Annotated in this window: 11 protein-coding genes; 5 read left to right on the top strand and 6 right to left on the bottom strand. The window is 69.3% G+C overall.

Going from position 1 to position 12,291, the window contains the following annotated elements; translation table 11 throughout:
- Positions 1–44 precede the first annotated feature (44 nt).
- Positions 45–560, bottom strand: a complete 516-nt coding sequence (locus AC067M_RS45560; RefSeq protein WP_478702882.1) for a DEAD/DEAH box helicase family protein — start codon at positions 558–560, stop codon at positions 45–47.
- A gap of 265 nt (positions 561–825) precedes the next feature.
- Here AC067M_RS45560 and AC067M_RS45555 point away from each other — a divergent pair, with 265 nt between their 5' ends.
- The 4 genes from AC067M_RS45555 (at position 826) to AC067M_RS45540 (ending at position 6,227) form a co-directional block, all read left to right on the top strand.
- Positions 826–1,848, top strand: a complete 1,023-nt coding sequence (locus tag AC067M_RS45555) for a TniQ family protein (protein ID WP_478702881.1) — start codon at positions 826–828, stop codon at positions 1,846–1,848.
- 209 nt (positions 1,849–2,057) lie between these two features.
- Positions 2,058–2,765: a hypothetical protein gene (locus AC067M_RS45550; protein WP_478702880.1), complete on the top strand. Its 708-nt coding sequence runs from the start codon at positions 2,058–2,060 to the stop codon at positions 2,763–2,765.
- Positions 2,766–2,841: 76 nt separating this feature from the next.
- Positions 2,842–5,160, top strand: a complete 2,319-nt coding sequence (locus tag AC067M_RS45545; protein ID WP_478702879.1) for a Mu transposase C-terminal domain-containing protein — start codon at positions 2,842–2,844, stop codon at positions 5,158–5,160.
- Entirely contained in the window at positions 5,160–6,227 is a 1,068-nt protein-coding gene (locus AC067M_RS45540) for an ATP-binding protein (RefSeq protein WP_478702878.1), read from the top strand. The genes AC067M_RS45545 and AC067M_RS45540 overlap by 1 nt, the downstream gene beginning before the upstream one ends.
- Before the next feature lie 267 nt (positions 6,228–6,494).
- Here AC067M_RS45540 and AC067M_RS45535 read toward each other — a convergent pair whose 3' ends face one another.
- From AC067M_RS45535 to AC067M_RS45520, 4 genes are read right to left on the bottom strand one after another with little or no spacing between them, the layout of a single operon-like run.
- Positions 6,495–6,971, bottom strand: coding sequence for a Mov34/MPN/PAD-1 family protein (locus tag AC067M_RS45535; protein WP_478702877.1), 477 nt, complete (start codon positions 6,969–6,971; stop codon positions 6,495–6,497).
- Positions 6,968–8,248, bottom strand: coding sequence for a HesA/MoeB/ThiF family protein (locus tag AC067M_RS45530; RefSeq protein ID WP_478702876.1), 1,281 nt, complete (start codon positions 8,246–8,248; stop codon positions 6,968–6,970). The genes AC067M_RS45535 and AC067M_RS45530 overlap by 4 nt, the downstream gene beginning before the upstream one ends.
- Positions 8,242–8,826: a ubiquitin-conjugating enzyme family protein gene (locus AC067M_RS45525; RefSeq protein ID WP_361017946.1), complete on the bottom strand. Its 585-nt coding sequence runs from the start codon at positions 8,824–8,826 to the stop codon at positions 8,242–8,244. The genes AC067M_RS45530 and AC067M_RS45525 overlap by 7 nt, the downstream gene beginning before the upstream one ends.
- Positions 8,823–9,800 (bottom strand): SMODS domain-containing nucleotidyltransferase, encoded by a 978-nt coding sequence (locus AC067M_RS45520; RefSeq protein WP_391718208.1) that lies wholly within the window; start codon positions 9,798–9,800, stop codon positions 8,823–8,825. Before AC067M_RS45520 ends, AC067M_RS45525 begins: the two co-directional genes overlap by 4 nt.
- Before the next feature lie 410 nt (positions 9,801–10,210).
- On the opposite strand from AC067M_RS45520, the gene AC067M_RS45515 reads away from it, so the two are divergent.
- Entirely contained in the window at positions 10,211–10,342 is a 132-nt protein-coding gene (locus AC067M_RS45515) for a hypothetical protein (RefSeq protein WP_361017950.1), read from the top strand.
- Positions 10,343–10,357: 15 nt separating this feature from the next.
- Here AC067M_RS45515 and AC067M_RS45510 read toward each other — a convergent pair whose 3' ends face one another.
- Positions 10,358–11,827, bottom strand: a complete 1,470-nt coding sequence (locus tag AC067M_RS45510; protein ID WP_478702875.1) for an SAVED domain-containing protein — start codon at positions 11,825–11,827, stop codon at positions 10,358–10,360.
- Positions 11,828–12,291: the final 464 nt, after the last annotated feature.

The raw sequence follows: 12,291 nt of genomic DNA, 5'->3' as shown, positions 1-12,291 counted from the left end.
CTCGCCAGCACCCACCACACCGCCGGACCCAACCAGCCAACTGATCAGCCCAGCTCAACTCTCCGGCCACCGATCAGAAAGAACGAACCACGACAGGTGCGGTGGGCTTCGTCGGCCAGGGCGAAGGCCCAGGGCGGCAGGCGTTCGCCGCGGTGGGCCTCGGCGATGGTGGGCAGGGAGGCGTAGGTGGCGAAGACGGCGATGCGTCCTCCCTCGGAGACGCGGCGGGCCAGGACCCGGGCGTCTGCGGTGAGCAGCAGACGGCCGCGCAGGCTGCGGTCGTGAACGCCGGGCAGTGAGCACACGCCGATGAGCTGGTCGAAGCCGCCGTCGGCCAGCCAGCGGGCCGCGGTCTGGGTCAGGAGTTCAAGAGTCGGGACGAGGACGAGGACGGGGCCCCGCGCAGCGAAGTGCTCGGCGACGCGCTTGCCGATGAGGGTCTTGCCGGTGCCGCAGGCGGCAATGATGGTCGCGGCCGCGTGTCGCGTGCCGCTCAGGGCGTCCACTCCCGCAGCGACGGCTTCTCTTTGGTGGGGGCGCAGCTGAACACGGCCGGACATGTGACGCGCTGACTCCCTTGCCGCGGAACTCCGTGCCCGCAGGGCACCTTCACCAGCCTTTTTGCAGTGGAGAGCCTGGCAGCTTTCCTGCAAGGTCCGGCCGACGCTGATCGAAGCTGCTCTTTGTTTTCTTCGCGTGTGCGTAAGGGGTCGCCTCTGGGACCGGGTGTAGGCCAGGTGGGACCGTTTCGTGAGCCTGGGCTGCCTGCCGGGGCGGCGGCAGTTAGATGAAGCCGCGGCCGGACATCCCGGAAGGAGCGCCGTCGTGGTGGAGAAGCGGGACCAATGGCTCGGGCGGCGCCGGATGCATCTGCGGCTGCGGTTTCTGCAGGGCGAGTCCACCGGCTCGTACGTGACGCGGCTGGCTGCCCGTAACAACCGCCCTACGGAAGAGGTGCTGCGGAGCATGGGCACCGGCCCGGTGCCCGTCGATCCCCAGTACACCGAGATGTATGTCAGCCGCTATGCGCGCGAGCGGCTGGCCACCCTGGCCGGCCACACCGTCGCCGAGATGCAGGAGCGTCTGATCGGGCTGCGCGACGAATTCCTCATGCCCAAGAACGCCAAGGACGACTGGGAATGGCCCTGGGACGCGCGGGCCGGCTACATCGTGCAGGCCTGCTCCCTGTGTGCGGCGCGCCGCGGCACCCGCTCGCCCGCCTGGCTGATCCTTCCCGACCCTTGGCAGGTGTGCCTGCGCCACCAGCGCTGGACGGACAACTCCCGCAGCACCGACCCCCCCTACGTCGATCTGAGCGAGCTCGCGGAGGTCGTGCGCGCGCAGCAGCGCCTGAACCGGGTGCGCAAACGCCTGGGCCCTGCCGGACGGTGGGTGTTCGCGGACGCCTGTTCCATCCTCGTGCGCTCCGGGTATCTAGAGGACCCCGCGCAGACGAAGCAGTGGGGTGTCCTTGCGGCGCAGCTGGGCGAGCAGCGGGTGCGGCCCCTGGCGCAGTTCAGCCGGCTTTCGCTGCTGACCCGGGACCTGGCCTGGCTCGAGGTGCGCCGCCTGAACGGCGTACTGCGCAGCACCGAGTACCAGGACTGGCTGCCGCGGACAACGCACCGGCACGGCTACCGGTTTATCGAGCCACTGACCGTCTGGCACCGTCAGCACCGGCCTCTGCAGCGGGGCATTCCGCAGCTTTCCAGCGGGGAAGTGCCCGCAAGCGTCGACGTCCGAAGGGCGACAGGTCATGCCCTGCCCTCCCCTTTGGCGCCGGTGGAGGAACTGACATGCTTGCCGTGGGTGCGCATGCCCAACTCGATGGACCGGCTGTTTCTGTAGTCGTCCGCGCCGCGTACGCCTGCTGTGGCATTGCCTGATCAGCGCCCAGCGGCTATCCAGCAGCAGGCAAACGCCGTCAAGGAAGCAAGGGCATCTGCATCCTTTCGGGTGAACCACTGCGGCTGTGTCCCACGAGGCCGCAGGAGGCCCGGAGCCTGGTGGACATCTGCCGCGCAGCACGGCACGGCGCGGCACGAGGGGAGCAGCTCGTGGACTTACAGGTGCGCTACCGCGACGACATGGGCCGCGAGCGCCTCGGCACTCCACGGGCGCTGCGCGGACTTCCGGTGGAGGAATGGCCGGTGCTGCACGAGCAGCGCGCCTACCGGGGACGGAAGTCGAAGGTGCGCCAATGGTGGTCGTCCACCACAAAGAAGGACGTCAGCTGCCGGTCCCGGGAACACGCGTATGCGGCCATGTTCCTCGACCGCGATCCGTGCATCGTCTACCTGGCTGCACCGTCGCTGCAGGTCGAATGGCGCGAGGGTGAGCGTGCGGGGGTGGTGAACCCGGCGTTCATGGCACGCACCGTCGAGGGGCAGCAGATCATCTATCTGCACTCCCCCGACGGGAGGGAGCCGGACGATCAGGAATGGTCGGTGGCCCAGGCAGCCGCCGCGCAGGCGGGATGGCAGGTGGATGTCGCCCGCGCCCCGGGCGGCCAGCTGCGCCGCAATGTGTACATCGTCTCGCAGTTCCGTCACGACGAGTTCGCCGACGCCAGCGCCAGGGCCGTCCTGCTGGAGGCATTCGCCCGCCCTCTGCCGCTGAGCAGGGGCGCCGACGCGGTGGATCTTCCTCCGGGACAGGGCCGTGCCAGCAGCTGGAACTTGCTGTGGACGCAGGACCTGACGACGCACTGGGATGAGCCCCTGACCCCCGACAGCCTGGTGTGGGCGGCCGGAGCGGCAGCATGAGCGCCGTCCTTTCCCTGCCGGTCGACGCCCCGGACGCGCCGGCCGGGACGCTCCGGCCGGGACGCTCCGGCCGGGAATGACGGTCCAATGGAAGACAGGCCGCTATCTGGTGGGCGCCTTGCAGGGTTCCACCGTGCACCTGGCGGCGATGGACGACGGCGGCCAGGACGCGCTGGTGGTGGTCTGCGTCCTTGTATCCGCCCCGGACTTCGCAGTGTTGAAGGCCGACGGGATGGCGCAGGAGCCGGGAGCGGTGCCGGACCTGTCCGTACTGGAGCGGCTGGATGAAGAACAGCTGAAGGACGTGCGCCGCTGGGAGGAGCACGTCCGGGAGGTGCTGACCGGCCGCCCTGTCGGCGCCCGGGACGGCGCCTTCACTGCGCGGCGCGGCTACGATCTGGCGACCACCACCCGCACCGCCCGCTACGCCCTGAAGGCGGCCGAGCTGAAGGCGGCCGGCCTGACCGGGTCGGTCGCTACCGTGCAGCGCAAATGCCTGGCCTACGAAGCACACGGGCTGCTCGGTCTGGTCGACAAGCGGTGGCTGCGCACGAGCACCGTCCACGGCAACGTCGACGAGCGGGTGGTGGCGCTGATCCAGCAGGAGGACAAAGCCCAGCGCGGCGCGTCGGCGGGCACCTTCTCCCGGCTGTACAAACGGGTGCGCGCGACGCTGCGACGCGCGCATCCGGATGAGTACCGCGACCTGATGCCGGCCCGTACCACCTTCTACGACCTGCTCAAGCGGCTGGGGATCTCGGCGGAGTCGCTGAAGGCGGCGCCCGGGCGGGGCAGTGATGCCACCGCCCCGCCCGAGCCTCCCTACCATCCGGCGCCGGTGTCGTTGCTGGGCGAGCGCGTGGAGATCGACGGCACCGGGCTGGACGTCCTGGCGCTCGGCGACGACGGGCGTCCCGTGGCAGTGGAGTTGACCTATGCCTTGGACGTTCTGAGCCGCAGCTTCATCGCCGGGATGATCGTTCCCAAGGCTTCGGGCCGGAAGAAGGGGCCGGGCAGCCGGCGCCGCGGCGGCCGCGGCACCAAGTCGCTGGATGCCGCGCTGCTGCTGGGTCAGGCGATGGCGCCGCTCGCGGCGCGCCCCGGCTGGTCGCCGCAGGCGCTGGCCGCCAACTCGGACCCGCCCTACGCCAAGATGCTGGCCGGCGATCCGCGGATGGCCGGTGCCGCGGCGCGGCCGGTGATCCGCCCGAAGACGGTGGTCGTCGACAACGCCAAGATCTTCAAGGCCCGGCACTTCAAGGACGTGTGCAGCATGCTGGGCATCGAGGTGGAGTCCGCCCGGGAGCGCACCCCCACCGACAAGGCGGTCATCGAACGCACCAACGCCTCGGTCAAGAGCATGTTCTCCCAGTTCGTCGCCGGCTACACCGGCAACAGCCTGGCCACGCGCGGCGACGACGTCGACAAGGAGCGGTTGTGGACGCTGAACGAGCTGCAGGATTTGTGGCACGAGTGGGTGGTCACCGAATGGCAGCGGCGGCCGCACGAAGGACTGCGCTCCCCCTTCCTTCCTTCTCTGGTCCTCACCCCGAACCAGATGTATGCGGCGGCGGTCGCCGTGGAAGGCGCCGTGCCGCGGCCGGTCACACCGGATGAGAGCCGCAAGCTGCTCCTCCAGGCGAAGCGGACCGTGACCCGCGACGGCATCAAGATCGGCAACCGTACGTATGTCAGCCATCGCATCCGGGAGTTCAAGAACCGGCACACCGGCATCAAGGGACAGGGCCGGCGCTGGCCGGTCTACTACAACCCCTACGAGCCCAGCCGGGTGTGGCTGTACGACCACACGGTCGAAAAGGACCCCGCCCGCAGTCCGTGGGTGCCCTTCGATTTCAAGTGCCAGCACCTGATCCGCGACTCGTGGACCCAGTACCTGTGGGAGAAGGCCGCCGACCTCGTCGCCGGCCTCGTCGGCCGGGAAGGCGGCGAGGAAGAAATCGCCCGGGCCGTGGACGATCTCCTGGCCCGCGCACGGCGCGGCCCCTCCCCCACCTCCACCTCCGTCAAGCCGGTGGCCGCGTTCGTTCCGCAGCCCCTGGAGATCGCCGAAACACCGGCCAACCCGTATGCAGGGATCACCCGGGCCGAACCCGGCAGCGTGACGCCCGCACCGTCCCTCAACGTCGATGCCAAGGACCTCTTCCCGGGCCGCCGTGCCGCGCTGCCGGCCGCTGTGCCCGAACCCGCCGCCCCGCCGACGTCGCCGGGCCGGCCCCGGCCCCCGCGGCGCCGTCCCGCTCCGGCGGGAGCGCACAGCCTGGGCGGATCAGCCGGCGACATCTTCCGGGAACTGGCAGCGGATCCGTCCGAGCGGCCTGCGCCGCGGCCCCATCAGGACCCGCCCCCACCCAGCCAAGACCCGCAGGAGACGTGATGGACGCTGCGCGCACCGCCCCGAAACCAGCCGCCCCCGCAGCTCTCGCTGCACGGTGGTCGCCGCTGGATCCCGAACTGCTCACAGTGCGGGAGGGGTTCATGGACTTCGTGCACCGCAAACTCGAGCCGCCGGACTTGCAGGACTGCGCCCCCAAAGCCACGAAGGTCACCGACACCGACCCGCGGATGATCTACCACGGAGAGATGATCCCCGTCTCCACCCCCGATGTGACCCAGGGGCTGAAGGACGCGCGGCGCACCCTGCGTACCAACCGATTCCGCCCCACCGGAAAACGCATGAGCATGATCATCGATGGATGTGCCGGCAAGACCACGCTGCTGCTCCAGATCGGACGCGCCTACCAGGGACTACTTGAAACCGAGCGCAGGCCGGACAGCGAGTGGACCCCCGTCGTCTACATCAACGTCCCTCCGCGCCATGAAAGCAACATGGACTGGTCCCTGCCGCTCGCGGACTTCTTCGGCATGGACCACACCGTCAACATCGACAAGCGGACCTACCGCAGCACCGACATGACCGAACCGGTCATCCACGCCATGCGCGAAAGCCGTACCTCCCTGCTCCTCATCGACGGAATCGACCGCATCCACGACAGCGACCTGGCCGGTGCCTTCGACTACTTCGACTGCCTCCAGGCCCGCCTGCGCCTCTCGGTCATCTACAGCGGTCGCGGCGCCACCGACATCGTCAACGAGGGCCTGGACAACCGCCGCCGCACCGAACGGCCCCGCACCTCCGAGCAGTTCCGCAGCAGCCTGCCTGTCATACGGATCAACCCCATCCCCTTCCACGCGGGGCAGGAGGAGGGATGGCGCACCGTGCTGCGGGCCTACGACTCCAACCTCCGGCTCTACGGCCACGAGCCCGGCTCGCTCCTGGACCTCGAGGAAGAACTCCACGAGCGCACCGGCGGCTATATGGACACCCTCGACCAGCTCATCTGCCAGACCGCCCAGCAAGCCATCGAAGACGAGACCGAAGCCATCACCAAAGAAGCCCTCGACGACATGTTCGTCGGCCGCAATGACCCCGACGACGACTGACACCGCGCCGGTAAGGCGCGCCGTCCTGTGCAGCGTGCACGACCGGCCCGGCTGCTGCGGGCAGCCTGTTGCTTCGGCGTCGAACCATCGGGGCGTTCGGCGGCCCCGCATCCGTGGCGCCGCCCGACGGCCGGGATGCCGATGGTGAGAGCCCTGCCGCAGAGGCAGCCGTCGCCTGAGAGCTCTACGGTGCGGCTGGCCAGCCACCGGTGAACGGTGACGTGCTCTGGCGCCCCCGTTCTGAGCACCCGAGCTTCTTTCGGCGTCTCATCCGACAGAGCGGAAGAGCTGCAGTTGCACCGGCTCGATGCGGCCGAGGCGGCATGCCCAGGCTGCGCCCTCCCAACGGCCTGCCCGGGGAGCGAAGATCACCGCAATGACGCTGTGGAAGCCCAGTTCCGGATCGTTGAGAAGTTTCCTGTAGGTGGCGGCGTCGCGAGCGCTGGGGATGGGGCGGCTGGCGGGGTGGGTGTGCCATTCGCCGACCCAGACGCTGCCGTCACTCGTGAATGCCTCGTCGGCCAGTGCCTGGGCGTGTGCCAGGTCGCGGAGGAAGTAGGTAGGGGTGCGCACGGCGGCAGGTCCGGGGGTTCCGGCGTGGTGGACGGTGACGATGTCGTGGGTGTGGTGGCCCAGCAGGATGCCTCCGGTCTCCGTGGTGTGGTCGGCCGTGCGCAGTTCGGTGGTGACGATTCGTGTGGCCGGGGCGGTGAGGTGCACGGCGGTGACGGGCTGCTGGGTCATGGGGCTTCGCAGGTGGGGCAGCCGGATCTCGGTGGTGTGGCGGGAAGCCAGCGCAGCTCGGCGGTGTGGCCGAGGTCGAAGGGTGGGGCCCAGTCGGGTTGGCGACGCAGGCCGAGCAGGGCATGCTCTCCCGGCAGTCGCTGGTCGGGGTGTCCGGCACGTTGGAGGACGGTGGCGACGGCGGTTTTGGCTGCAAGCTGGGCCACCAGATGCAGGTCGGAGCCGACGGCGGTCATCGGCCGGTGGCGGGTGCCGGTGCCGTACCCGGCGTCCAGGGCGGGCTCGGGGTCGAGGCCGCCTGCCTCGGCGAGGGTCCGGCGTCTGCAGGTGAGGCAGCCGTGCTGGGGCCAGGGGCGCAGTCGCAGGATTTCGCCGAGGGCGCCGTCCTGCGGGACGCACGCGAACACTGCGGTGAGGCCGGCGCGGCGGGCCAAGTGGCCGGTGACGCGGCGCGGGGCTACTCCGTCTGCCGTGCATACGACGAGGTGGGTGTCCGCGAGGAGGGCCCGGATGTGGTCGGCGTGCTCGATGACGTCGAGGGCCAGAGCGCTGACGGTGGTGTCGGGGCGCAGTGCGGCGAGTTCCTCGGCGAGGGCGGTGACTTTGTGTCGGCCGATGTGTCGGCGGGCGCTGGTGTGCCGGACGAGGTTGTGCCAGTCGAGGCGGTCGGGGTCGACGAGGGTGAGATGGCCGACGCCGTAGCCGGCCAGAGCGTGGGCGGTGGCCGAGCCGATGCTCCCCGCTCCGACCAGCATGATGCGGGTGTTCTGCAGTTCCTTTACGGGCCAGTGACCGCCGAGTTGCCGAATCCCGGTGGTTTCGGGCTCAGCCGACGCCTCGATGGGCTGGAAGCCCGCGCGGGTGACGTGCCAGGCGACGAGGTCGGGCAGACCGCTTTCGGGGAAGGCGTCCTTCACGCCGGGGGCGTGGGTGATGGCCACATAGCCGCCGTCGCCCGGCGTCTTGAAACCGCTGGGCACCGCGTCCTTGAACGCGTCCAGCTTCATGGATGTGCCCCGCCGTGCCCGCAGGAGGTACCAGAGCGCGTGCAGTTCACTGTTGGCCTGGTACCAGTAGCCGGTAGGACGGGAGTCGCAGCCAGCGAGCAGGCGAGGGGCAGGGGGCGGCGGGTCGACCGAGATGATGGAGCCGCCGCCCTCGGAGATGCCGCTCACCACCGCTAGGTCGTCCGGATGGCTGATACGCAACGACAGTCGGCCCCACGCGCCCGAGGCGCGGAGTGTGGTCGCGGCGTCCTGTGGGATGAGGATCAGCACGAGGGACCGTCCTGTCCGCCGGTGTCCAGCTCAGGGTGGTCAGTGGTGTCCTCGGGTGACGGGGGCTGGGCCAGGAAGTGGTCGAGGCGATCGTCGGTGACGATGCCGCTGCCGGTCATCTGCTCGATCGTCTGGTGTTTCATCAACGCGTACTCGATCCGCCAGCCGGCGGCCTTCAGCAACAGATCGACAACCGACTCGCGGCCCGTCCATACGTCGTCCCGCAGAAGGCACAGGCTGGCGTCGCCGTTGACGTGCCAGCGGTGCTGGGTCCATTCAAACGGTTCGGGCAGTGGATCCACGGGAACGAGCCGGGGCGCCACCATGGGGTAGGCCTGGCTGTACTCCAGACGCACAAGGAGCCCTTCCTCGCCGATCCAGGCGGTGAGATGCTCGGGCTCGGGCCTCTCGAAAGGCCAGCGGGGCAGCCTGCCCTCCCAACTCCCTGCTCCGGCCTCGTTCCAGACGAGGCCGGGGAACTGAGCGGTGATCTCCGCATGGTCACGGTGCAGTCGGCGCGGTTCGCACGTCCACCAGGTGTGGTGCGTGCGGCCGTTGGGCGTGTGTGCGGTCGTCATCCCTGAGGTGCGTCCTTGATGGGCCGCGGAGTGATGAGCGCGGGTGTCCCGGTGATCAGTGAGGCTGGCTTGGCCGGAGCGGCAGGGGCCGGGAAGTCGTCGCCGAAGATCTTCTGCCACAGCCGCAGCGCGTTGTCGGTGTCTCCCTCGGCAGCAGCAACGCAGGCCCGCTCCGCGAGGTCTGCTGCGTCGGCGAAGGCATCGGACAGACCTGCATGGTCCAGGTCCGGCTGGATCTGACCACACAGCCCCGCCGGGTCCCACACGCCCTCGTGGACGCGGACCGCGGCGGCGGTGAAGAACGTCTTCAGTGCCTGGGAGCGGTTGCCGGACCTGGGCATGCAGTTGAGGGCGAGGACCTCCATGACGAGAGACTTGATGCCTCCCTGGACCGGGGCGGTGAGCCGCCACTGTTTGAGGACCCTGACCAGAGGCCGGAAGTGCGGCCAGTCCCGCTGGTGATCGGCGACTTGGCCGATGAGGTATTCCGGGTTGGCCGGCACCCACCGGGTGTTCAGCTTTTCGGGGATGAGCAGCGAGCCGTCCTCCTGGCGCAGGGCGGCCATGACGTCGACGGTGAAGGCCTCCGGGTCCTCGGGGTCGTCCAGGAAGCACTTGACTGCGTGATTGCGCACGAGAGTGTGCCGGACCTCGTTGGCGTGGGTGCCGTTGGTCTGGCTCAGCAGCCGGTTGACCTGGGTGCGGACGTGCTCGAGAGCGTCCTGGGCGCTCGGGCCGTCGTTCCCCCACTCGGGGTGCTCGTCGGGGTCGTAGACGATCACGACATCGACGTCGTGGATGGGCTTGAGCTGCGTGCTGCGGCTCAGAGAACCCGAGCCGAACGTCTCCACGACGTCCGGCTCGCTCAACAGCGCGGTTTTGAACAGGTCCCTGCGCTCGCGGGCCAGTCTGGTTTTGTCTATGTCTTCGTTGACGGTCTTCTGGAACGCGTCGAATGCGTCGTCGATCCCCATGCGGTGTGCCTCCTCGGGCGCGTCGTCCAGCCCGGGTGCACGCCGCGGCCGCCGACCCCGGGCTGGGGCGCGGCGGCCACAAACAGGCATCTATGGCTGCTCGTTCACCACAGTAAGACCCACCACTGACAAACCTCCTGCACCAGGACTAGTTGATCATTTACGGCAGCGGCCATCCGCATCGGAGCCGCGTGCTTGATGCAGGTGAGAGGGACCGTCTGAGCTGCTGCCTCGCATCGAGGACCCGCCGGGCCGGGCCCAGGACCGATGCAAACCTCGGCTAACGGCAGGGGGACGAGACAGCCGGCCAGGGAAGACACACTCCTCGCATCGCCGGCGGGCATACCCCGAAGGGACAGCCCGGGGAGCGGGCTCAGCGTCTGGGCGGGCCCGCTGCGGTGGAGGGGCTGTTGTTCTTCCACGGCCCGCTGCCGGTCGCCGTCGCGCTGGGCTGGCTCACGGCCCGCGACCGCCTCGCCCGGCTCCACCATGACATGCGCTTGGCACGCGGCACCACGACGCCTCCGGCGGCGGGACCGTAGGGGCTTAGCGAGCCCTCATGCGTCGATGACGAAGGCCTTCTCATACACCTGCTGTGCGTTGACGTCCTCGTACACGGTGGTGGGGCGCAGCCGGTTCCACCGGTTGCCCAGCAGCAGGGCCAGGCCCATGGGGCCGGCCTGGAAGAGGTGGATCGCGGGATGTGCGCGGCAGGCACGGCGCAGCAGGTCCCGGATACCGACGGCCAACGCGCTGGCCGTCGCGGCATCCGGGATGGAGTTGTCCTTCGCCCCTCCGGGCGGGCGCAAGACCAGCAGCCGGGAGACGGGCACCCGATGCTCGCGCAAAAAGTCCAGCACGTCCTGCGTGGGGTCCGTGGCGACCGCGACGGCCACGGCGAGATCCGTTCCAAGGTCAAGGGTGTGCTCATCGACGGCTGGCGTCAGCGGAGAGTCGTACGCTGCGGTGGATGACCACAGCTGTTCACGCTGAGCCACGGCAAGGTCGGAGCCGGCCACCATGCGGAAGGCGGCACCGACCACGAAAGCGGGTGCCAGACGCAGGCTGCCGGTGACAGCGACCGTGGTGGTGCCCGGCGGCATCCGGTACGGCGCGGCCTCAATGTCCGCCTGCAACTGCGCCCAGGTGGCCGGGGCCAGCGGACGCCGCTTCACATACGGTGAGGCTCCCTCGAAGCGATCCACCCAGTCCAATGCGTAATCGGCGTCCTCCGCCATGGGATCCGGCTTCAGGGTGGCGATGGACAGCACCGGACGCGATGAGCCGGCTTCCAGGCCCAGGGCCCGGATCGCCTCCCTGATATCCGCCAGGGACAGGCGGCGCTGCCCGTCGGCGGCTTGACGGGCCACCCAGTCCGCGCCGGAGTGCATGGCCTCCTCGCTGAACCGCAGCCCTGCGGCGAACATCAGCATCTGCAAGTGCTCATGCAGGTGCATCACGTCTCGTGCCAGGTCGAAGCGCAGCACCTTCAGCAAGTCCAGCAGCCTGTCCTCACTCAGCCCGGCACCGTCGGCCCAACGCCTGCGTGCCTGACCCTTCTTGGAGCCCGGGCCCTGCTGCGCCGCCTTCGGAACCAGAAGCTGAGTGCGGGAGTCCCTCAACGAGATCAGCGGGTCTTCCGCATCCGGGGACCGGTTGCTCAGCAACGCGAGATCGACCGGAGTGCCGCCCTCGGTGAGCTTCTCCCAGGCTTGCACCATCTTCCGCAGGATCGACGGGCCGCCGCGATCGCTGAGCTTGAGCAGGTAGTCACCGTTGACCGGGGTAGAGCTGTCCGCGGCGTACTTGACCTGCATGTAGGTGTGCGGCGGCACCTGCCGGTACAAGACGACATCGTCCAAGTTCCCCGCGTCGTCGACCTCGACGCCCACCGCCACCACCGGGTTGGACGCACGCAGCGCCGCATCCCGGACAGCGGCGACACACCCCTGCCACGCAGCCAGCCACTGATAGCGGTCACCAGCAATACGGACACCCGTCGAGCTCGGGGCAGGCAGGTCTCGCACTGAAACGATCTCCCAGGCGTCGGGCCGCCGCGCTTACGGCCATCGGCATGCTCAGCCGATCATCGCCGCAAGCAAGGCCAAGTGGGAAGCCCTCGCACCCACCGGCAGTCGGGCGGGGCCACAGGCTCTCGCCCGCCCACCGGCATACCGCCCAGGACCCCGAAAGCCTTCTCGGTCGCTGCTTCATACCGCGTCCGAGAGCAGTTGATGTGTGTCCGGATCAAGTTGCGGCGTGCCAGGTCAGAGGACCTCGAATCAGAGAAGCAGCAGGTCAGACGTTTCAGAGAGTCGTCCGGCCCTAGTCGAGATCCCGCAGGCCAGAGGCTCTCAAGTCGTCGACGCAGGCCTCACCTCTGGCTGGTCGTGACACCCCCGACTCCTCCAAGAGGAGCCACCCGCGCTCCGCCAGGCGCCGGGCTTTCGACCGCAGCCCCTCGACCTTCGCCGGCGTCGCGTCAAGGCCC

The sequence above is a fragment of the Streptomyces sp. NPDC043427 genome (genome assembly GCF_056436655.1).
The sequence above is the reverse complement of the archived record's forward strand: the minus strand, read 5'-3'. Positions and strand labels throughout refer to the sequence as shown.

Excerpts from the sequence above, each read along its gene's own strand:
- AC067M_RS45560 (WP_478702882.1), bottom strand. The coding sequence starts at position 560 with ATGTCCGGCCGTGTTCAGCTGCGCCCCCACCAAAGAGAAGCCGTCGCT.
- AC067M_RS45545 (WP_478702879.1), top strand. The coding sequence starts at position 2,842 with ATGACGGTCCAATGGAAGACAGGCCGCTATCTGGTGGGCGCCTTGCAG.
- AC067M_RS45540 (WP_478702878.1), top strand. The coding sequence starts at position 5,160 with ATGGACGCTGCGCGCACCGCCCCGAAACCAGCCGCCCCCGCAGCTCTC.
- AC067M_RS45535 (WP_478702877.1), bottom strand. The coding sequence starts at position 6,971 with ATGACCCAGCAGCCCGTCACCGCCGTGCACCTCACCGCCCCGGCCACA.
- AC067M_RS45525 (WP_361017946.1), bottom strand. The coding sequence starts at position 8,826 with ATGACGACCGCACACACGCCCAACGGCCGCACGCACCACACCTGGTGG.
- AC067M_RS45520 (WP_391718208.1), bottom strand. The coding sequence starts at position 9,800 with ATGGGGATCGACGACGCATTCGACGCGTTCCAGAAGACCGTCAACGAA.